The organism is Enterococcus sp. LJL51, assembly GCF_054871795.1.
Genome location: NZ_JBTXLW010000001.1, coordinates 80,119 through 101,953, shown reverse-complemented (window position 1 = coordinate 101,953; position 21,835 = coordinate 80,119). Strand labels below are relative to the sequence as shown.

Here is a 21,835-nt window from a genome sequence, read left to right as displayed (position 1 = left end):
AACTATACATAGACATATTTTGAATGGAGGAAAAATATGAAGATTCTAACATTAAATACCCATAGCTGGATGGAAGCTGAGCCTTGGAAAAAATTAGATCAGCTGGCTGAACAAATCACTAAACATCAGTATGAGGTTTTTGCTTTGCAGGAGGTTAATCAAAGCATGACAGAAAAAGCAAAAATTGTGGATAGCTACTACCATCCAGAAGCATCCAACCTGCCGATTTTGGCAGATAACTTTGCTGCTTTGCTTGCAGATAAGCTCCAGAAAGAAGGCATCAAGTATTATTGGTGCTGGCTGCCGGTTCACATTGGTTATGGACGCTATCACGAAGGCCTGGCTTTATTCTCGAAGGAACCGATAACAGCAGAATACCTAGCAGTTTCCCAAGCGACAGATTTCGCTGATTTCAGAACAAGAAAGCTATTGTTGGGAAAAACGAAAGTAGAAGAAAAAGAAATACTGTTTGTGAATGTTCACTATTCCTGGTGGTCTGATAATTCTGAGGAAGGCTTTATCTGGGAGTGGCAGCAGACTATGGGGCGGTTATCGGATGAACGGCTGCCGATTATTTTACTGGGGGATTTCAATAATCCGGCAGAACGGGAAGGTGAGGGCTATCAGCTAGTAAGCCAAAATTTCAGAGATAGCTTTTTAGAAGCGGAAAAAACCAGTGGAGAACATACTGTGATGAAGGCGATAGACGGTTGGTCTGAGAATGCAGAAGCTTTGCGGATAGATTTGGTTTTTACTTCAGACGAGTTCCAAATAAAAAGCTATGAGGTTCTTTTTGATGGAAGAACCACACCGGTAGTTAGTGATCATTTTGGACTGGAGGTTCAGCTTGACTTTCAATAGAGAAAAATGAGACAACTATTCAATGAATAAAAGAGTGAAAACAAGCACCGTGCATTGACAAAGCAACCGTTTGCATTTATGATTATAGGGATAACAACGGGGGTTGAAAAGAGTGCTTAGGTCCCGTAATGACAGGAAAAGAAGGTAAGTGCGATGAGCGTAACAATAAAAGATGTGGCGAGAGAGGTTGGAGTAGCTCCGTCCACCGTTTCAAGGACACTGCAGGACCACCCCAGCATTTCTAAAGAAACCAAAGAAAAAGTTAGAAAAGCGATGGACAAACTAGGGTATGTGCCAAATGTTGCAGCGCGAAATCTGGCAAAAAAGTTTTCTAATGCCATTGGTGTTGTTTTTCCAGTTTTATCTTCTACAGACAGGAAGAGCAATCCGTTCTATTTAGAAGCGATTACGGCAATGAATCAGGAAGCTGGTAAGCAGGATGTCACAATTTCCTTTGCATCAGGAGAAACTCTGGAGGAGCTTTTAGAGAATGTGCAGCTGATGTATAGACAAAAACGTGTAGACGGTTTTATTCTGTTGTATGTAAGAAAAAATGATCCGGTACTTACCTATCTAGTAGAGAATAATATCCCCCATACAGTGATTGGGCAGCCCTATCAATATAGCAACGGTACAAGCTGTGTGGACAATGACAATCAGCTGCTGGGACGCACGGCAACACAGTATTTGATTGAAAAAGGGCATGAACGGATTTTGTTTGTGACCAATTATGAGAAAGAAAATGTTTTTCAGGAACGTTTTTACGGCTATCAGAAATCGATGGAGGAAAGTGAATTAAACCCTTTGCCTTACGTTGTATTGAAACAGCCGGAAGACTATACTGCTTTTGAAAAGATATTGAAAGAGCAACGGCCGACTGCTTGTATAGCGGTTGACGACATGTTTGCACTGCGTGTAATTCAATTAGCTAATCTTTATGGTTATCAAGTACCAGACAATCTTTCTGTGATAAGCTTTAACAACTCAATATTCACTACGCTAATTCATCCTTACATTACCTCCATTGATATTCATACTGAAGAGTTAGGAAAAGTAGCTGTTCAGCAGTTTCTGCTTCAATTAAAGGAGCAGGAGGTTCTGAAACAGAAGGTGCTGATTCCTCATACACTGATTGAGCGGGAAACAGTGCTGGATTTGAAAAAAGCTTCTAAAACAAGAAAATAAAATAATTAAAAAACTTTTACGGCAATCGTTCTCACAGCCTGCTGAGTTACTATAGCTTTGTCGAAAGCTGAGTGGCACGCCTTAAGGCTGAGAGAAGCGTTAAGCGACCATTTATTTGATTTTAAGGACTGGAGTATAGTCAGCTTGACTAAGAATCCAGTCCTATTTATTATCTTAAGGCTAAAAGATTTTGTTGACTTTATTTTTTGAAAATTCTTGATTTCCCCTCTGCTTTTTCAAAATAAATAGACTTTTTAATGGGAAATGATTAGTAAAGAGCTAATTCTTCATTGGAGGTAGTGGAGAAATAGGATAGAATAGATAATAAAATAGGACATAACGAAAAAGGGACGGGAGAAAAAATGAAACTAGTGCTGGAAGATATCACAAAGCGTTTTGATGAAAAAACGTTGTTTGATAATGCATCATTTACTTTTGAAAAAGGAAAAATCTATGGGTTATTGGGTAGGAATGGTTCTGGAAAAACGACTCTTTTTAACTGTATTTCTCGAAATTTAATGATTGATGAGGGAAGTATCGGTATTGAAGACGGCGGTCAGCTGAATACGGAGTATGAAAATACAGAAATTGGTTTTGTCTATACCCAGCCTCATTTGCCGGCCTTTATGACAGCATTTGAGTTTGTTAAGTTTTTTATAGAGATTAACAGCTCCAGAATCAGAGAAATCAAGACGCCAGAGGAATATTTGGATTCTGTAGGAATTCAGCGTGAAGATCAGCACCGGCTGTTGAAAGATTTTTCTCATGGCATGCAGAATAAGGTACAAATGCTGGTTTCTCTGATGGTTCAGCCGCCGGTTCTGCTGTTGGACGAACCCTTGACTTCATTTGATGTGGTAGCTGCCCATGAGATGAAGGAGCTGATTTTACAGATGAAATCAGAATCTATTGTGATTTTTTCTACTCATATTCTACAATTGGCACAGGATCTTTGTGATGAGATTGTACTGCTTCATCACCATCAGTTAAACAAAGTAGATTCTGCTAGGATTCATGATAAAGATTTTGAGGCGGAGATTATTGACTTGCTTTCTGACAAAGAAGCTGTTCCTGCTAAAGAAGTCGAGGTGGAATAATAATGAACGATTTTTCTATCTACTTAAAAAACTACTGGCATTTTAAGCAGACAGGTACTGCCAAAAAGGTCAATGGCTTTTTCTATTATATTAAGCGGCTTCCTGTTGTAGGAAAACTTATTCCCTCCTCCATTTATCAGAGCTATGGCGTAAAAGAAGGTTTTGCTGTTTTAATGCTTATTTTTGATTATCTTAGCAGCTTTGCAGCGAAGTTTCTTTGGCTGGCCCTTCACTTTTTTGCCGCCGGTTTTCTGCGGAGCTTAATGGTTGCCGGGAATACGTACGACATGTTCAGTCAACCGACACTTCTAGCCGGCTTGTTTCTCTGGCTGATGTTTGTTCCGATTTTTATTGGTTTTTTTGAAGGCTATACATTCGCAGCAGAAAAACCACTTATTGAGTTTATTGAACAGTTTATGCAGTCACGAACAACGATTATTAGAGGCAATATGCTTTTGGATGTATGTATCCAGGGAATTGCATATTTACCAGCCGCACTAGTATATGGCTTTCTACTAGGACGCCCGCTGGAAACTTTATTATTTATTTTTATTTCTTATTTGAGCTTTAGGGTGGGATTTCTCTATCTTGGACGTGTGATTTATACCTGGCATCTATCAAGAACTAAACGGCGGCTGCTTGGCACAGCTGTTACTGTACTGGTCATTGGCATAGCAGCGGCAGTTTTCTTTTTTGATCAAACCAATCGTTTTATCTCTTTGGCAGATTCATGGCTGGGAAATAGTGTGCTGTTGTTTTTTATGGTGGGAATGCTTCACTTGCTGCTGCATTTTAAACAAGAAAATGAATATCTGCTTTATTGGATTGACCAAGCAACGATTAGCTTGAAGAGACTTGATGTGCAGAAAAAAACGAATAACTCCTATATTAGTGAAGGGATGGCAATGCAGAAAAAGCTGGTGATATCAGCAGATAATCAGTTTGACCATCTCAAAGGAAGTCAGTATTTGAACGCTCTTTTATTCAGCCGTTACCGTTCAATTTTAAACAAAGCGCTGCGTTTTCGTTTTTATTTCATCGGAGCTGCCCTAGCTGCAGTTGCTGTGGCTAGTATATTTGGATTATTTAAAGGAATTACCGTTAAAGAGATTACAATTACCCTGCCGGTTTTGTTTTTTCTGATGTATTTGATGACCTTTGGTAAGAAAGTTGTACAGATGGTTTTTGTGAACTGTGACGTTTCAATGCTGTACTATCCGTTTTATCGGGAAGCAAGCACCATTCTTTCTGGCTTTAATTATCGATTTAAACAGACCTTTTTTTACAATAGCATCGTTTCAGTGGGTATCTTCAGTGTCTACTTATTGGCTAGTTTAATGAACAGCTTTTTCCTTTCTTGGGATTTTCTCGCAGTTTTAGCACTGCTTTTGGCAGCGTTAGCAGCCTTGTTCTCGTTTCATGAGCTGTTTATCTATTATCTTCTTCAGCCATTCACAGGAGATATGTCTGTAGTGAGCCCGCTTTATAAGATTATAACTGGTGTCTTCTATTGGATTGCCTACGCGAATCTACAGCTGCGTTTTACAGGCTTTTATTATGCAGTGATTGTTTCTGTCTTATGTCTGATCTATGTAGGAGTTGGTTTTGTGATTATTTACCGAAAAGCACCAAAAACGTTTAGAATAAAGGCGTAAGCCTAAAAAGTTAACATTAAAAAACTGCTTCTTTTTTCGTAAGTGAAATACAGTCATCTTACTTATAAAAAGAAGCAGTTTTTATTGATTGAGCAAGTCGTTTCTAAATCAATACAGTTCCCCTTCATCTCCCTGCATTTTACCTGCCAGAGGGCGACATTGTTCCGCTACCCACTGAATAAAACCATCATCGGTATAATCAAAGCTGATGTTTCCATCTCTGAACATAAGATAATAGGTCTCGCCTTGATAGAGAGCGCCAATAAAATCTCCAGAAGCAGTCAGCATTTTTCCGTCAGGTGTTGGAATGGAAAAACTTGTTGTATAGTAAAATTCATCTGTTGAAGCGATTGCTTTAATCTCTTCCAATGAGAAGCCAGGCTTATCGTCCCACCAGTCCGTTTTTTTTGTGTAATAGATTGAATAGCCCATTGTAGACCTCCTGTTTTTCTTTTATGTTACCAGAAGTACGTACGAAAAAGTAGCACTTTCCAGACTATTTAGAGAACAATAAGAAAAAAATGCTTGAAAAATTTGTTGTTTAATGGGGAATAATTGTTTTTTTCAGAAGATTTAACACAAATGTTCAGTTATTTTTTATGACTGGTTAATAATTTTATGTTTACATTTCTTAGATAGAATGGTATCATTTATTTATATTAAAGGTAAAAGTTACCTAAAATGATTTGTTTTACAGAAAAAAATAGTAAGTAAAATTATTTTTTTAAACTATTAAAGGTAAAAGTTACCTAATAAGGAGATGGGAAAATGAGAAAAAGGTTATCTGGAAAAAATATCGGTGTGTTTTTTGGAACCTGGGCCCCCCTTCATATTGGTCATATTTCCGCAGTGCATCAGGCCAAAAGACAGTGTGATGGAGTAGTACTGGCAGTAAGTGGTTATCAGGGGGACCGGGGAGATGAGATTGACCTTGGCTTGGAAAAAAGATTTAGATATACCAGAGAAACATTTCGTGAAGATGAGCTAGTTGTGGTGGGAAAGATTGACGAGACTAACATTCCCAGATATCCTAACGGCTGGAATCATTGGCTGCCTTTGCTTGAAAAGGTCATTGAAGAAAACTGTCTGGAGAAAGAACGGACAATCACTGTTTATGTAGGTGAGGCAGAATATAAGGAAAAATTGAATGAGCTGCGTCCCAAATGGCAGGTGGTTATGATTGACCGGCAGCTGCTCCCGATATCTGCAACACATATTAGAAAAGAGCCGCTTAAATATTGGCAGAAGATTGCGCGACCTTTTCGAAGACACTTCAGTCAGAATATTTTGATTGCCGGCTCTGCTTCAGGGGGAAAAACTACGTTGGTAAAAGATTTGGCAAGAAGCTATGGAAGTCCTTTTTCATTGGAATATGCTCGCCATTATCAAAAAAAATATAATGTCTTGGATGAGGAACTAACTGCTAAAGACTACATGTATCTATTAGCCAATCAGTATCGGCAAACGTCTAATGAAATCGAAGGTACTGCCAACAACGGTTTGGTTTTCGCAGATACCAATAGTACAGTTACAAAGGCTTATCTGGACTGGTATTTAACCACAGATACACAGAAAGTATCTGAGGGAAAGAACTTGATTAAGGAAGATGAACTGGAAGCATTGACACAACAGTACTTATCAACTATTCGTCAGGAAAAGTGGGCACTGATTTTCATTGTTCCTCCGGTCACTGAATATGTTGATGATCAGTTTCGGGATATGAGTATGGCTGAAGAAGACATACGTTGGCAATTTCATGAACATCTTTTAAAGCTTTTTAAAGAAGCGGGGCTTGAAGAAAAGCTGATTATTCTAAAAACAGAACTCACAGAGGCAGACCCTCAAGGATTTTATGGACGCTACAAAGAGGTACAGAAACAAATAGAAATGAATCTGGGAATCACAATCTGGTAAGAAAGAAGGAAAAAACATGGATACAGTAAAAACAATGAAAAGCTGGGCGCTGACTAGGCTGCAGCCGGATTTTTGGATAAAACGAGCGGTTACAACCCAAAAGAACCTGACAGCATTAGCTGAACAGGCACAGCATGCAGGAGTTAAAGGAATCATATATGCTTTAATTAAGGACATTTTTGTCGGCTGGAAGCCTTTGGAAATAGTTTATTTATTCGCACTTGTCAGCATTCAAATTGGTGTTTATATTAAGCAGCCGGATAGCTTTCTGGGAATGATTGCCGGAGTAACAGGAATTATAAATGTCATTTTTGTGACAAAGGGGAAAATCAGTAATTATTTATTCGGCTTGATTAACGTAACTATCTATTTATATTTGAGCGTTGTTAGCGGCTTTTATGGAGAGGTATTGACATCTATTTACTTTTTCCTAATGCAGTTTACTGGTACGTATTTATGGTTGTTAAATATGGATAATAAAGAAAAAGGAACAAAAGAACCTGCCTATGTAAAGCCTAAGAAACTATCCTTTGCTGGATGGCTTAAGGCAATTGCAGGAATGACAGTTATCTGGGGCGTCTTTGGATTTATCTATCAAAGCATAGGGGCAAACCGTCCTTTTAGAGACTCGGTAACAGATGGAACGAACTATGTAGGACAATGGCTGATGAATGGTTCTTATGCAGCGCAGTGGCTGTTTTGGATTGGCACAAATGTGTTTAGTATCTATTTATGGTGGGGTGCCAGTCTGGAAATGGTTGTCATGTACTGGGTCTTTCTAGTAAACTCAGTAGTAGGATATATACGCTGGACAAAGAAAAGTAGAGTAGATAAGCTAGACTCTGAATAATAAATTAACATTGTAAAGTAGATAGTTTAAGTTTTCTCGACAAGACCGGCTATTATTGTAAAAATGAAATGAACGAAAAATGCAGGGAAAAGTGAGTGGATGCAAAGTGAAATTTAAGAGTTATGCAGAAGAAAAAAAATATTATGAGCAGGAAGCTAACCAAGAAGAATTTTTAGCGTGGTATCAGCAGCAAGATTTACCAAAATATGAAAAACCTTCTGTAACAGTAGATAATGTAATTTTAGGCTGGGAAGATGAAGAAGTAAAGCTATTGTTAATCCGTCGAAAGGCTAACCCCTTTAAAGGCTATTATGCTCTTCCCGGAGGATTTGTGGATAAAACCGAAGATACAACTGAAGCTGTGTTGAGAGAAGTAAAGGAAGAGGTTGGGCTAACCTTAAGTGAACAGTACGTGGAGCAGCTAAAGACGATAGCAACACCAGGCCGCGATCCGCGGGCCTGGACGATTACAGTAGCGCATTTGACCTATTTGCCTGCTATGGCCGATATGAAGGTAGTAGCAGGAGATGACGCCAGAGAAGCTCACTGGGTGACGCTGCAGGCTACTAGTGAAGGCAAGCCGCAGTTGTTTTATCAGAACAAAGAGATTCCATTAACTGAATTGGCATTTGATCATGAGGAAATCATTCAGGAAGCAGTCATCAGAATAAAAAATCGTTTGGACTATATTCCAACTGTGTTGAAAATTTTGGGCGGTACCTTTACTCTAACTGAAGCCCGAAAAGTCTATAGTAAATTTCTAGGCATTCCAGTAGCTGACCTTGATAATAGTAATTTTCGCAAAACACACGGGAAATTTTTCACTGAAGTTGGTTTAGAGACAAAAACAACAAAAGGCAGACCAAGAAAAATTTATCGATTGAAATCCTTCTAGAAAAATGAAGAATTAGAATAGAGGGTGCTTCAAAAGGAATCCTGAAGCGGAGCTACATTGCCATTCACTTATACTATTTCTTTATGACAATCAAAAGGAACTATCCTTCCTTTGTTTGAGGGCACAATTTTAAGAATACTACTGAAGTAAAGTGGAGGAAAAAGGTGTGATAAATAGGTTCAGCTTTAAGAAATAAATGGGCTCATTTGAAAATAATCAAAAAAATGCGTGAAAATGACTAACTGTTGATTAATCTCTAATCAGAGCCTATCTATTTTAGAACGAGTGCTGCTTGTTGCTGTCTTTAAGAACTTTCAACAACTCTTTACTATAAGCACATACTTTTTAGCACACCTGGCTCCTTGCTGATTTAGCTAAAAATCTTATAATAGTTTGCCTGATTTTTACGTTTAATAAAACCGATGTGCTCATAGAAACGATGGGCTTCTGTCCGATTTTCCCCAGAGCTGAGACGAATACCTGCTGCTCCAATTGTTTTAGCCCATTCTTCTGCCGCATTCATCAACAGGCGCCCCTGCCCGCTGCCGTGAAAGTCTTTGTGCACGGCTAGAGCGAGAATATTAATCATTTTAGGTGCGTAAATAGTACGGTAGGCGCCTGCATGGATGTAAGCTGAAACACGGCCTTGTGTTTCAAAAACGAGCAGCTGTTCATCCGGCAGCTGGAGAAGCTCCTCTAATTGTTTTTTTGTTTCCTCTAAAGGGTAGCCGTAGCCTAAAGAAGACTCATTGATTTCATTTAAGCTGTCTGCGTCTGATAGCTGAGCTTTTCTAATGTTCATCGTTTATCCCAACTTTCTCTTTTGAATTTTTTAGCATTGGTTATGAGTTAATCGCCTGGTTCTGCTTTTAATACTTTCTAATTTGAATAGCCGGCAATTTTTTTGGCTTTTTCAGTATTTGCAAAATGTAGCTTTGCATACTGACTTAATAGTTCAATACCGCCTTGTTTTAGGACTTTTGCAGCAGTCTGGTCTGACTTGGCACCGGCACCAGAAGGAACGTTGAAGCCTAATTCCGCTGATTCTTCATCTAATTCCTCCAGAAAGGCGGCTCGGCAAATAATCGAGGCTGCGGCAACTGCCACATGATATTGCTCGCCTTTGGTAATAAAATGCAGTTTTTCTGCTACTTGATTTTTTTCAGAACGGACATATTTGCGATAGTTTGCTTCAGGAGTAAACTGATCAATTAAAATTCCCTCCGGTTTGACTGGTGCTAAATCATTTAATAATAGAAAGATTGCTTGATTGTGTAAAGCTACCTTCATATGCACGGCATTATATTTTGGCTGAATAGCGTTGTATTTTTTTGGTTCCAAAACTAATAGACGATAGGGAATCAGCTCTTTTATCGAATGAGAAAGCTTAACAATCTGATCATCCGTCAGCTCTTTTGAATCCCTTACTCCCAGAGCTTTTAATTTTGTAATCATGTCTGCTGCCACATATGCTGCACAGACTGTGACTGGTCCAAAGTAGCTCCCGTTGCCAACTTCATCACTGCCGATTACAGACAAACGGTCAAAGCCTGGAGGTAAAACTGCTGAAGCAGCCGGTTTCTTTTTTGCAGAAAGGGCCGTTCCCCAGCGTGCTGCTTCTGTCGCTGCTGCCGGGCCCTGAAACATTACTTTTCCCGAAGTGTAGGCGGTGACAGTAACGCCGTTTACTTTAGCTGTAAAGACAGTATATGGCGGTTTTTTATTCAGCTGTTGTTTTTTATATGTTTCATCCATTTTATTTAATAAATCCTTTGAAACTTTAATTACCTGAGTTTGTGTCATGTGATTTATCCTTTCTTTCGCTCATTTACTATGGTAAAAGATATGGCAGGAAAAAGAAAGCCGGAACTGAAAATAAACGTTGAATTTCTCCTATAAAAGAGTACCATGGAAACGAGGCTTAGAATTGAAAGGTGAGAATAGTTGCATGAATGCAAAAGAAATTGAAAAAAATGAATTATTTTATTTTAGTTTGGTGAATCAAGCAAAAAAGGGAAGGGAAATCAATGAGTATATAAATCCTTTTGTTCCTCAGATGTACGATCATAATTTCTGGTATCTTAAAACAAAAGGCTTTTCGGCAGCAGCCAAGAATGAAGTAAAGCGCCTCAATGGTAAGAGTCTGTTTTTACGTTTTTTTGGGAAAATTACAGACAATCTACAAGAAGCTGATTGGAAGCTTCCTGAGATTTCCGGTTATACAAGTTCAAGTGAACAGCTGGTCTACATGGTTCTGACTGAAAAGGAAAAGCTTTCCAGCGCCCAAACCGCTGTTGAAATCAAGGAAGTAGTAACGGATGAAGATTTTCAGGCTTATTGTGATTATACTTATGAGGACGGCACGCGTATTTCAGAAAGCTTTGCTGAGGAAAAACTACGTTTCCTTTGGTTTTTACGTGAGCTTTCCGAGGTTCGTTTTTACATTGCTGTGTCAGAAGGAAAAGCAATCGGCAGCTTGGATGTATATAAGCTGAAAGACTATTATAAAATTGAGAATGTATTTGTCAAAGAGGCTTTCCGCAAGCAGGGAATTGCTGGAAGCTTAATTAGACTGGCCGTTGAATCCAGAGAGGACCAAACAGCAGGTATTAGTTTGGCTACAGATATTGGCGGGATGGGAGAGTCGCTTTACCAGAAACTTGGCTTTACAGAAGCGGCATTTGAAGTGAATTATCTTTTAGTAAAAGATGAAGAAGAAACGGCTTAAAAACTGGCTGATTTGAGTTTTCCTGCGGTTTATGTTAAACTGTCTTTAAGTAATGATACTAGATGGGAGTGAGCGGATTTCTGCTCACTCTTTTTAATGGCATTTATCAGGAGCCTTTAATTGCCAATGGTATGTTACATCTAATCTCGAAGGAGGCGAAAATTTTGAGTAGTGTTGTGGAAACTGTTACCGAGTTAGTCACACCGATCTTAAAAGAGCAAAATTTTGAACTTGTAGATATAGAGTTTGTCAAGGAAGGAAAAAGCTGGTTTTTGCGAGTATTCATCGATAAAGAAGGCGGCATCGATATAGAAGAATGTGCGTTTGTCAGTGAACAGCTGAGCGAACGGCTGGATGCAATCGATCCCGATCCGATTCCGCAGGCCTATTTTCTGGAAGTCTCTTCGCCGGGAGCAGAACGGCCATTGAAAAAGGAACAGGATTATGAAAATGCTGTAGGTGAGTACATCCACGTATCGCTTTATCAGGCAGTAGATGGAGAAAAACAATTTGATGGTACAATGAAAGCTTTTGATAAAGAAACAGTGACACTGGTCATCAAGATTAAAACAAGAACAAAAGAATTGGTCATAGATCGTAAAAATATTGCAAAGGCTCGTTTAGCAATTCAGTTTTAAGTGGTAGCTTCTAACGGTTTATCTTTCAAAATATGAAGGATAAGATTCGTTCAGCTTTGACTAAAATTATGGGAGGAAAAAATAAACAATGAGCAAAGAAATGTTAAATGCTTTGGAAGCATTAGAAGCTGAAAAAGGAATTTCAAAAGATAAGGTGATCGAAGCGCTTGAAGCAGCCTTGATTTCCGCATATAAAAGACATTATGGTCAAGCACAGAATGTGGAAGTGGAATTCGATGATAAAAAAGGAAATATTCATGTATATGCTGTAAAAGAAGTGACTGACGAGGTAATGGATTCACAGCTGGAAGTGTCTTTAAAAGATGCGATGGCTATTAATAAAGCGTATGAACTTGGAGATAAAATTCGTTTCGAAGTAACCCCTAAGGATTTTGGCCGGATTGCTGCTCAAACAGCAAAACAGGTTATTTTGCAGCGGGTTCGTGAAGCAGAACGGACAATTATCTACAATGAATTCAGCGAGTACGAAAATGATATTATGCAGGGGATTGTAGAGCGTCAGGATCGCCGCTATATCTATGTAAATCTTGGGAAAATTGAAGCTGTTCTTTCGAAACAGGATCAAATGCCAAATGAATTTTATCAGCCCCACGACCGTATCAAGGTCTATGTATCAAAGGTTGAAAATACATCAAAGGGTCCTCAGGTATTTGTTAGCCGCAGCCATCCAGATTTATTGAAGCGCCTATTTGAACAAGAAATTCCGGAAGTGTACGACGGCATTGTAGAAATCGTAAGTATTGCCAGAGAAGCCGGCGACCGCTCTAAAGTAGCGGTTCGTTCAAATGATCCAAATATCGATCCGGTTGGTACATGTGTAGGTCCTAAAGGACAGCGAGTACAGGCGATTGTTAATGAGCTAAAAGGTGAAAACATGGATATTGTTGAATGGAATGAAGATTCTGCCGCATTTATCAGTAACGCTCTAAATCCGGCACAAGTAGTCGACGTTATTTTTAATCCGGAAAACCCTAAGGCTTGCACAGTTGTGGTACCGGATTTCCAATTATCGCTGGCGATTGGCAAGAGAGGTCAAAATGCCCGTTTGGCGGCTAAGCTGACTAACTTTAAAATTGATATTAAGCCGGAATCTGAAATGGAAGATTTCTATGCACAGCTGGCAGAAGCTGCAGATGGTGAAGAAATTCTTGATGAAGAGTACAAAGGCGAGTCACTAGAAGCCGATTTAACTTCTGATGAGTACGAAAATCTGGAGTTTAACAATGAAAACGAGCAAACAGAAGAAGAATAACGTTTTTGGAGGGATATGAATGAAAAAAAGAAAGATTCCAATGCGTAAATCTGTTGTTTCGGGAGAAATGAAGCCTAAAAAAGAGCTGATTCGTATCACGCGCTCGAAGGACGGTGCCGTAGCAATCGATCCATCAGGGAAACTTCCTGGGAGAGGAGCTTATGTGGCATTGGAACCAGAAGAAGTTAAAAAAGCGTGGGAGAATAAAATCCTGGATCGTGTCCTTGAAACCTCACTGACTGATGAATTTTATCAAGAATTATTCGATTATGTTGAACACCAAAAAGCACGTAAAGAGCTGTTCAGCAATGAATAAAGAAAAAATATTGAATTTACTTGGATTAGCAATGAGAGCAGGAAAATTAATTACCGGTGAAGAACTAACGGTGAAAGATATCCAACGCTCAAAAACAAAGCTGGTTTTTGTTGCGTCTGATGCAAGTGAAAATACCAAAAAGAAAATTAAGGACAAATGTTCTTACTATAATATTTCCTGGAATGATGACCTGCAGCAGGCAGAGCTTAGTCACGCAATTGGCAGAAAACGAATGGTCGTTGGCATTAATGATCTGGGATTTGCTAATAAGTTCAAGGAATTAATGAAAGGCTAGGAAGGTGATTGCATGGGAAAAAAAAGAATATACGAATTAGCCAAAGAAATGAGCCAGTCAAGTAAAGATGTAGTCAATAAAGCACACGAACTGGGAATAGACGTAAAAAATCATATGGGGGCGATCAATACGGATGACGAAAAGAAAATCCGCAGTGCTTTTGCACCAAAAAGCGGAACAACGAGTGCGCCCAAGCAACCAGTTAATCAAGAGCCGAACAGGCAGCAAGGAAGATTAGACAAACAGATGACACAAACAACAAATAACTCACAAAAACCAAATAGCAGCAATGCACATCGTCCACAAGGACAAGGTCAAAGTCAGCAAAGACCAAATAACAACACAAATCGTCCGCAAGGGCAAGGTCAGCAAAGACCAAACAATAATACGAATCGTCCACAGGGACAAGGTCAACAAAGACCAAACAACAATACGAATCGTCCGCAGGGACAAGGTCAACAAAGACCAAACAACAATACGAACCGTCCGCAGGGACAAGGTCAACAAAGACCAAACAACAATACGAACCGTCCGCAGGGACAAGGTCAACAAAGACCAAACAACAATGCAAATCGTCCACAGGGACAAGGTCAAAGTCAACAAAGACCAAACAACAATGCAAATCGTCCACAGGGACAAGGACAAGGTCAGCAAAGACCGGCAAGCAGCAATACTCGCCCGCAAGGACAGCAGGGACAAGGGCAACAAGGCGGTCAAAATCGCTCAAATACAGGCGGCTACGGTAATCAAAACAGAAACAATAGTTTTGGTGGCGGTGGACAAAATAGAGGCCGCAACAACTACAATAATCAAAACCGTAACAAATTCAATAAAAAAGGGAAAAAAGGCAAATATCAGGAATCAACAAAACCACCTGTACCAGCTAGAAAGTTCAAAGAGCTGCCTGAAGTATTAGAATATACTGAAGGAATGAATGTAGCGGATATTGCGAAGAAAATCTATCGTGAACCTGCAGAAATCATCAAGAAATTATTCATGATGGGTGTCATGGTTAATCAAAACCAGTCTCTGGACAAAGATACAATTGAATTGTTGGCTGTAGATTACGGCATTGAACCAAAAGAAAAAATTCAGCTTGATATTGCAGACATTGATAAATTCTTCGAGCCAGAAGCACTTACGGAAGAAAATCTAGTAACTCGTCCGCCAGTAGTAACTATCATGGGACACGTTGACCATGGTAAAACAACTCTTTTGGACACTTTAAGAAATTCCCGTGTAACTTCAGGTGAAGCCGGCGGAATTACACAGCATATTGGTGCCTATCAGATTGAGATTGACGGCAAGCCAATTACTTTCCTTGATACACCAGGTCACTCGGCGTTTACAAGTATGCGTGCCCGCGGTGCCAGCATCACGGATATTACAATCCTTGTTGTCGCTGCAGATGATGGTGTAATGCCGCAGACAGTGGAAGCAATTAACCATGCCAAAGCTGCAAAAGTACCGATTATCGTTGCTGTGAACAAAATTGATAAACCAGGAGCAAATCCTGATCATGTTAAACAAGCTTTATCTGAACATGAGCTGATTCCAGAAGAGTGGGGCGGCGATACCATCTTCGTGAATATCTCGGCGAAATTCAATCAGAACATTGATGAGCTGCTGGAAAATATTTTATTAGTTGCTGAAATGGAAGATTTGAAGGCTGATCCGACACAGCATGCCATCGGTACAGTTATTGAAGCACGTCTTGATAAAGGAAAAGGTTCTGTGGCAACATTGCTGGTACAGCAGGGAACACTGCGTGTTGGGGATCCAATTGTTGTAGGAAATACCTATGGCCGTGTTCGTGTAATGACGAATGATATCGGCCGCAGAGACAAAGAGGCCGGACCGGCTACACCAGTAGAAATTACTGGATTGAATGATGTGCCTCAGGCTGGTGACCGTTTTGCTGTTTTAGATGATGAGAAAACTGCTCGTCAGGCTGGTGAAGAAAGAGCAAAACGCGCTTTAGTGGAGCAACGCTCTGTTAACAGCCGTGTGACATTGGACAACTTGTTTGAAAGCTTGAAAGAAGGCGAACTGAAAGAAGTTAACGTCATTATTAAAGCAGACGTACAAGGATCAGCGGAAGCATTGGCTGCCAGTCTGCAGAAAATTGATGTTGAAGGCGTACGGGTGAAAATCGTTCACTCAGCGGTTGGTGCGATTAATGAGAGTGATGTTACACTTGCTGCTGCAAGTAATGCCATCATCATCGGATTTAATGTGCGTCCAACTCCTCAGGCTAAACAACAGGCTTCTCAGGAAGAAGTAGACATTCGTCTGCACCGAATCATTTATAACGCAATTGATGAAATTGAAACGGCAATGAAAGGTTTGCTTGATCCGGAATTCGAAGAAAAAATTACTGGACAAATGATTGTTCGTGAGCTGTATAAAGTTTCTAAGGTTGGTACGATTGCCGGCTGTTACGTAACAGAGGGCTTAATCCGCAGAGAGAGCGGTGTTCGTGTGATCCGTGATGGCATCGTTATTTACGACGGCAACCTTTCTAGCTTGAAACGATTTAAAGATGATGTGAAAGAAGTAAAACTAGGATTTGAATGTGGAGCGATGATCGAAAACTTCAATGATTTGAAGGTAGACGATGTCATTGAAGGCTTCGTAATGGAAGAAATCAAACGCAGCTGATGAATTCTGCTTTACAAGAGTGAAGGAAGTCTTAGTTTAAGTAGAACGGCTTAAAAATAAGACTTCTGCAACTTCACAAGTGAAAAGGAGGAGAACAAATGGCTAACTACCGGGACCGGCGTGTGGGACAGGAAATTTTAAGAGAAATCAATGATATTCTTAGAAAACGCGTTAGAGATCCCCGTGTCCAGGACATCACCATTACAGATGTTCGTGTGACGGGAGATCTTCAGCAGGCAAAAATTTACTATAGTTTATTGTCAGATCTTGCCTCTGATCAACAAAAAGCCCAAGAAGGACTAGACAAAGCGAAGGGCCTGATTCGTAAAGAATTAGGACAGCGTCTAACTCTTTATAAAACGCCAGAGCTGATTTTTGAAAAAGATGAATCAGTCGCTTATGGGAATCATATTGATGAACTGATTAGAAAACTAAATCAAGGCGAATAGATGAGCCAAAAAAGACACATTGCCAAAGCAGTGTGTCTTTTTCATTAAGTTTAAATATATATTTTTCTAATAATCCGGCTAGTAAACTGTCAGCGCTGTTTCAAAAGAATGAAACTATGTCGATTTTCAGAGAGCCTCACTGGAATGATTCTGCCTGAAATGAACTTATAACTTCATAGGTAAGAAGCATTTAAGAAATACGTTTATGTATTACTTTCAGGCTCCGGCTGTCAGATTTTTTGACATTTTCACGCAAAGAATATTATCTTCCAGAAATGTTCCGGATTTCTTTGTATAACCAAGTTTTTCAAAGAAAGGAACTACGTTGATTTCAGCAGATAAAGTTGAAGTTTTAAAGCCTTCGCTCGCTGCTTTCTCTTCCAAAGCTTTAATTAGCTTACTACCCATTCCTTTTCTTCTATAGTCTTCATGTACACATAGACGATCAGGCACAATAATTTCTTCTTCATCCATCTGATAACGGACAGCACCAACGATATCGCGGCCATCATACAAGACAAAGTATTTACGGTCAGGTGTATCAAGACGGTTAAATTCATCTTCAATAGAAATATGCTGCTCTTTAACGAATACTTCATATCTAAGTGCAAAAGCTGCGGCTTGATTCCATCGTTCATTTCCAAAATGTAGTTTCATAGTTTTCCTCCATGTTTCTATAATAAAAATTTGATTCAGTGGTATACTTATAATAACAGATTTGAAGGAGAAATACGAGGAGGTTCTTGCTAGTGTTCATGGAACAATTAGAGTGGATAAATTGGAAAAAGCTGTCAGATAAAGTGAAACAGTCATTATTTCAGGAAATATTACTTTATCATGTTCATCCAATGACTGAAATAAGAGATATTCGTTTAAAGGATTTTGAGCTGTATGGCATCAAATGCCGAACCTTTGAATTGGAGATAGATGGAGAGACCTTTGTTTTTATTCCTGGAAACAAGGAGGCGATTCTCGGTTGGGACTTGGGAGCAGAAGGCTTACGTAGTCACGAATTGTTGGGATCCGATTTATCAGATATGGAAAATCACACGTTTAAAACTGACTTGAATCAAAAGGATATAGCAGATGCATCGGCTTGGATTGAAGCAGAGGAGTCATATGATTTTACTTGTCTTGAAGGAATCAGTCTCTATATAAATGACCATACAAGTTTACTTAGAAAGAAACAGATACCGCCAATGCTAGTACAAAAATATGCGTTGCCGGCTGGTGCAGCGATATTAGGAATTTTAAACACAGTTACTGGTTCATTCAGAGGAGAGGTGGAAGCCTTTCTTCCTTATGAAGAAGAGATTACGGAGAAATTATTTCCGCCCTTGTCTGCACTGGAAAGTATTTCCTGGGAATTTCCAAAATCTATTCATAAAAAGAACCGCTATTATTTGGAGTTTGTACCAACAACGGATTCATATCTGGTCTATTCTATTCAGGAATGTACACATGGGGAGTTAAAGCGGAGATTGAACCAGAAAGGTTTTGACTTGCTTTCAGAAGATCAGTGGGAATTTGCAGCAGGTGCTGGTACAAGAAGACTTTTTCGTTGGGGCAACGAGCTTTTGGTTCCGCCGAATACCTCAGGGCGACAGATTATTGAGAAGATAAACGGGCCAAATATGTTTGGTCTTGTCATTGATAACCATAGTAATAGATACGAACTGACCAAAGAAGGGGTGAAGCTGGAACGACAGCGTCCAAAAGGATCACTGATTGAAAATATTCTGCCGTTATCCACTTACTATCAGCCAAAGCATTTTATCGAAGCAGAGCAGATTCTCAGTCCGGATATTTATTTGTATAGAAAGGCAATTAAGATTGAAACAGATTCATATAAATATTGACTTTTTTACTGATATTCCTTATACTTTGAGGAGAAATCTAAAGGTCATCTTTGTGGTTCCCTTTGTATACAGAAAGTTTTTCATAGCTGAGAGAAAAACAACAAATAACCAGATTGGCTCCCTTTGGAAATATTTCAGTAGAAATGCTGACGCAACTCCGCGTTATAGAGCTTAAGAGGTAATGATAAACATCATTGCAATCAAGGTGGTACCGCGACTTGTCGTCCTTGACTGCGATGGTGTTTTTGCATGTTCTACACAGTTTACGGAGTAAACTGATGTAGAACAGCATCAGACCGCTCGCTAAGAGCGGAGTGAAACCTTGAATTACTGAAGCACTTCTGCTGCCGGCGCGTTCAAAAGAGGCTGGTACATTAAGCTGCTATAAATCGATTAACAAGTAAAAGTCGCATGAAACAAAGTATATAACTTATTAAGAAAGCGGGAAAATAGCATGAAACAATTATCAAGTAGTCAGGTCCGTCAAATGTATTTAGACTTTTTCAAATCAAAAAATCATTCAATTGAACCAAGTGCTTCTTTAGTACCAGTTAATGATCCTACTTTGCTTTGGATTAATTCAGGAGTAGCAACTTTAAAAAAATATTTTGATGGTTCGGTCGTTCCTGAAAATCCACGGATTACAAATGCACAAAAATCTATTCGTACAAATGATATTGAAAATGTTGGGAAAACAGCTCGTCATCATACGATGTTTGAAATGATGGGGAATTTTTCAATTGGAGACTATTTCAAAACAGAAGCGATTCACTGGGCTTGGGAATTTTTGACTTCTCCCGAATGGATTGGCTTTGACCCAGAAAAATTATATGTAACTGTCTATCCAAAAGATACTGAAGCTAAAAGAATTTGGCTAGAAGAAGTTGGGCTGTCGGAAGACCATGTTGTAGATGTGGAGGATAACTTTTGGGATATTGGTGCAGGTCCTTGTGGTCCTGACTCAGAGATCTTTTATGACCGGGGAGAAGACTTTTTAGATGTAGCTGAAGATGATCCGGAAAATTATCCAGGTGGAGAAAATGAACGTTATCTGGAAATCTGGAATTTAGTATTTTCGGAGTTTAATCATCAGGCAGATGGCTCTTACGAACCACTTCCACATAAAAACATTGATACGGGGATGGGACTTGAGCGGATGGTATCTATCATTCAGGATGCACCAACCAATTTCGAGACAGATTTATTTATGCCGATTATTCACGCGGTTGAAGGACTAAGCAAGTCAGCGAAATACGGCGAGAATTCACAGACAGATATTTCATTTAAAGTAATTTCTGATCATATTCGGGCTTTAGCTTTTGCTATTGGAGATGGTGCGCTGCCGTCTAATGAAGGTCGGGGCTATGTTTTAAGACGGTTACTGCGCCGCGCAGTTATGCATGGTAAAAAGCTGGGAATCAATGAAGCTTTCCTATACAAGCTAGTACCTGTGGTTGGAGAAATCATGGTCAGTTATTATCCGGAAGTACTGCAAAACAAAGAATTCATTGAAAAAGTAGTTCGCACAGAGGAAGAACGGTTCCACGAAACAATTAATGAGGGACTGGATATTCTTAACCAGGTAATTGAAGCAGTTAAAGCTTCTAATAAGGATACATTGAGTGGGAAAGATATCTTTAAGCTATATGATACGTACGGCTTCCCTGTAGAATTGACAGAAGAAGTGGCTGAAGATGAAGGACTAAAAGTTGATCATGTTGGATTTGAAGAGGAGATGACTATTCAGCGGGAACGTGCTCGTTCTGCCCGCAGCAAAGAATTCTCTATGGGTGTTCAATCTGCCGTATTGACAGATATTAAAGTAGCAAGCAAGTTCATTGGATATGAAAATCTACAAATTGAAAGTAAGCTGCTGGTTATTTTAAAAGAAGAAGAAATTATTGATGAAGCTTCTGAAGGAACTGTTCAGGTGATTTTTGCGGAAACACCGTTTTATGCTGAAATGGGTGGACAAGTTGCCGATCATGGTACGATTGAAGATGAGAGCGGCATCGTTGGTCACGTTGTGAATGTACAAAAGGCGCCAAACGGTCAGTTTCTTCATACTGTGGAATTAACAGGTAAGTTGACTGAAGGCAACAGCTATCAGCTGAAAGTAGATAAGAAAATGCGCAGCCGTATTTTGAAAAATCATACAGCAACACATTTACTGCATAGAGCGTTGAAGGATATTCTGGGAGATCATGCAAATCAAGCTGGTTCGCTGGTAGCGCCGGGACATCTGCGTTTTGACTTTACCCATTTCGGTCAAGTGACAAGTGAAGAGCTTACTCAAATGGAAGCAATTGTTAATGAAAAAATCTGGGAAGCAATCCCAGTGGAAACGATTGAAACGGATATTGATACAGCTAAAAATATGGGAGCGATGGCTCTGTTTGGCGAGAAATACGGAAAAGAAGTTCGTGTAGTTAATATTGGTGGTTACTCTATTGAGCTTTGCGGAGGAACTCACGTGGCGAATACAGAAGACATCGGTATTTTCAAAATTGTTTCCGAATCTGGAATTGGGGCAGGGGTTCGAAGAATCGAAGCTGTGACAAGTAAAGAAGCCTATGAACTGATGAATGAAGAAGAACAGCAGCTGAAGGCGATTGCCGGAATTGTGAAATCACCTCAGCTAAAAGAAGTTGTTTCTAAAACAGAACAGCTTCAGCAGCAGCTGCGCGAACTGCAGAAAGAAAATGAGCAGTTAGCCGGAAAACTGGCAAATCAACAAGCTGGCGATGTATTTAAGGATATCAAAGAGGTTAATGGTACGACCTATATTGCCGCTCAGGTGAATGTTAAGGATATGAATCAACTGCGTCAGCTAGCAGATCAGTGGAAACAAAAAGAACTTTCTGATGTATTGGTTCTGGCGACAGCTCAAGGCGAAAAAGTGAGTTTATTAGCAGCAATATCTAAAAATGCTAATGATAAAGGGCTAAAGGCCGGAGATTTAATCAAAGTCATTGCTCCGAAAGTTGGCGGCGGCGGCGGCGGACGTCCGGACATGGCACAGGCTGGAGGGAAAAATCCAGCTGGTATTTCAGCAGCACTTAGTGAAGTGGCTGTTTGGCTGGAAAAATAAATAAAATAGATAGAGGTTGTGACAGAAGTGTTCAGCTTCAAGCAATAAGGCGGAAATTCCGAAAATTG

Annotated in this window: 20 protein-coding genes; 16 read left to right on the top strand and 4 right to left on the bottom strand. The window is 39.6% G+C overall.

Features of this window, described 5'->3' with window-relative positions; translation table 11 throughout:
* Positions 1-36: 36 nt before the first annotated feature.
* From ACYSNQ_RS00420 to ACYSNQ_RS00405, 4 genes are all read left to right on the top strand, one after another.
* Entirely contained in the window at positions 37-861 is an 825-nt protein-coding gene (locus ACYSNQ_RS00420; RefSeq protein WP_426080790.1) for an endonuclease/exonuclease/phosphatase family protein, read from the top strand.
* Between the two features lie 153 nt (positions 862-1,014).
* Positions 1,015-2,046: a LacI family DNA-binding transcriptional regulator gene (locus ACYSNQ_RS00415; protein WP_426080789.1), complete on the top strand. Its 1,032-nt coding sequence runs from the start codon at positions 1,015-1,017 to the stop codon at positions 2,044-2,046.
* Between the two features lie 362 nt (positions 2,047-2,408).
* Complete coding sequence (locus ACYSNQ_RS00410; RefSeq protein ID WP_426080788.1) at positions 2,409-3,143, top strand: ABC transporter ATP-binding protein; 735 nt, start codon at positions 2,409-2,411, stop codon at positions 3,141-3,143.
* Between the two features lie 2 nt (positions 3,144-3,145).
* On the top strand, positions 3,146-4,798 hold the full coding sequence (locus ACYSNQ_RS00405; protein WP_426080787.1) for a hypothetical protein: 1,653 nt from the start codon (positions 3,146-3,148) through the stop codon (positions 4,796-4,798).
* A 108-nt stretch (positions 4,799-4,906) separates the two neighbouring features.
* Here the strand turns inward: ACYSNQ_RS00405 and ACYSNQ_RS00400 are convergent, their stop codons facing one another.
* The gene (locus ACYSNQ_RS00400; protein WP_426080786.1) at positions 4,907-5,230 is read right to left on the bottom strand and encodes a hypothetical protein; all 324 of its coding nucleotides are present in this window, start codon (positions 5,228-5,230) and stop codon (positions 4,907-4,909) included.
* Positions 5,231-5,566: 336 nt separating this feature from the next.
* Here ACYSNQ_RS00400 and ACYSNQ_RS00395 point away from each other — a divergent pair, with 336 nt between their 5' ends.
* The 3 genes from ACYSNQ_RS00395 (at position 5,567) to ACYSNQ_RS00385 (ending at position 8,457) form a co-directional block, all read left to right on the top strand.
* Complete coding sequence (locus tag ACYSNQ_RS00395) at positions 5,567-6,712, top strand: AAA family ATPase (RefSeq protein ID WP_426080785.1); 1,146 nt, start codon at positions 5,567-5,569, stop codon at positions 6,710-6,712.
* 16 nt (positions 6,713-6,728) lie between these two features.
* Positions 6,729-7,562 carry a nicotinamide riboside transporter PnuC gene (pnuC, locus tag ACYSNQ_RS00390; RefSeq protein ID WP_426080784.1) on the top strand — a complete coding sequence of 278 codons (834 nt, stop codon included), beginning with the start codon at positions 6,729-6,731 and terminating at the stop codon, positions 7,560-7,562.
* A gap of 106 nt (positions 7,563-7,668) precedes the next feature.
* Positions 7,669-8,457 carry an NUDIX domain-containing protein gene (locus ACYSNQ_RS00385; RefSeq protein ID WP_426080783.1) on the top strand — a complete coding sequence of 263 codons (789 nt, stop codon included), beginning with the start codon at positions 7,669-7,671 and terminating at the stop codon, positions 8,455-8,457.
* 370 nt (positions 8,458-8,827) lie between these two features.
* Here the strand turns inward: ACYSNQ_RS00385 and ACYSNQ_RS00380 are convergent, their stop codons facing one another.
* Positions 8,828-9,259, bottom strand: coding sequence for a GNAT family N-acetyltransferase (locus ACYSNQ_RS00380; RefSeq protein ID WP_426080781.1), 432 nt, complete (start codon positions 9,257-9,259; stop codon positions 8,828-8,830).
* Between the two features lie 77 nt (positions 9,260-9,336).
* Positions 9,337-10,260, bottom strand: a complete 924-nt coding sequence (gene rnhC / locus ACYSNQ_RS00375; protein ID WP_426080780.1) for a ribonuclease HIII — start codon at positions 10,258-10,260, stop codon at positions 9,337-9,339.
* Positions 10,261-10,405: 145 nt separating this feature from the next.
* On the opposite strand from rnhC, the gene ACYSNQ_RS00370 reads away from it, so the two are divergent.
* The 7 genes from ACYSNQ_RS00370 to rbfA all read left to right on the top strand — a co-directional run bounded on the left by ACYSNQ_RS00370 (position 10,406) and on the right by rbfA (position 16,817).
* Positions 10,406-11,185, top strand: a complete 780-nt coding sequence (locus ACYSNQ_RS00370) for a GNAT family N-acetyltransferase (RefSeq protein ID WP_426080778.1) — start codon at positions 10,406-10,408, stop codon at positions 11,183-11,185.
* 164 nt (positions 11,186-11,349) lie between these two features.
* Positions 11,350-11,823, top strand: coding sequence for a ribosome maturation factor RimP (rimP, locus tag ACYSNQ_RS00365; RefSeq protein ID WP_426080776.1), 474 nt, complete (start codon positions 11,350-11,352; stop codon positions 11,821-11,823).
* 88 nt (positions 11,824-11,911) lie between these two features.
* On the top strand, positions 11,912-13,096 hold the full coding sequence (gene nusA / locus ACYSNQ_RS00360; protein ID WP_426080775.1) for a transcription termination factor NusA: 1,185 nt from the start codon (positions 11,912-11,914) through the stop codon (positions 13,094-13,096).
* A 19-nt stretch (positions 13,097-13,115) separates the two neighbouring features.
* Positions 13,116-13,412 carry an RNase P modulator RnpM gene (gene rnpM / locus ACYSNQ_RS00355; protein ID WP_426080773.1) on the top strand — a complete coding sequence of 99 codons (297 nt, stop codon included), beginning with the start codon at positions 13,116-13,118 and terminating at the stop codon, positions 13,410-13,412.
* The gene (locus ACYSNQ_RS00350) at positions 13,405-13,707 is read left to right on the top strand and encodes a YlxQ-related RNA-binding protein (protein ID WP_426080772.1); all 303 of its coding nucleotides are present in this window, start codon (positions 13,405-13,407) and stop codon (positions 13,705-13,707) included. The genes rnpM and ACYSNQ_RS00350 overlap by 8 nt, the downstream gene beginning before the upstream one ends.
* 12 nt (positions 13,708-13,719) lie before the next feature.
* A complete protein-coding gene (gene infB, locus ACYSNQ_RS00345; RefSeq protein WP_426080771.1) occupies positions 13,720-16,368 on the top strand; it encodes a translation initiation factor IF-2 in 2,649 nt (882 codons plus the stop codon).
* A 98-nt stretch (positions 16,369-16,466) separates the two neighbouring features.
* Entirely contained in the window at positions 16,467-16,817 is a 351-nt protein-coding gene (gene rbfA, locus ACYSNQ_RS00340) for a 30S ribosome-binding factor RbfA (protein ID WP_426080770.1), read from the top strand.
* A 216-nt stretch (positions 16,818-17,033) separates the two neighbouring features.
* Here the strand turns inward: rbfA and ACYSNQ_RS00335 are convergent, their stop codons facing one another.
* Positions 17,034-17,474, bottom strand: a complete 441-nt coding sequence (locus ACYSNQ_RS00335) for a GNAT family N-acetyltransferase (protein ID WP_426080769.1) — start codon at positions 17,472-17,474, stop codon at positions 17,034-17,036.
* A 98-nt stretch (positions 17,475-17,572) separates the two neighbouring features.
* On the opposite strand from ACYSNQ_RS00335, the gene ACYSNQ_RS00330 reads away from it, so the two are divergent.
* Both ACYSNQ_RS00330 and alaS read left to right on the top strand, forming a co-directional pair.
* Entirely contained in the window at positions 17,573-18,676 is a 1,104-nt protein-coding gene (locus ACYSNQ_RS00330; protein WP_426080768.1) for a DUF7278 family profilin-like fold-containing protein, read from the top strand.
* Positions 18,677-19,130: 454 nt separating this feature from the next.
* Entirely contained in the window at positions 19,131-21,767 is a 2,637-nt protein-coding gene (gene alaS, locus ACYSNQ_RS00325; protein ID WP_426080767.1) for an alanine--tRNA ligase, read from the top strand.
* Positions 21,768-21,835 lie beyond the last annotated feature (68 nt).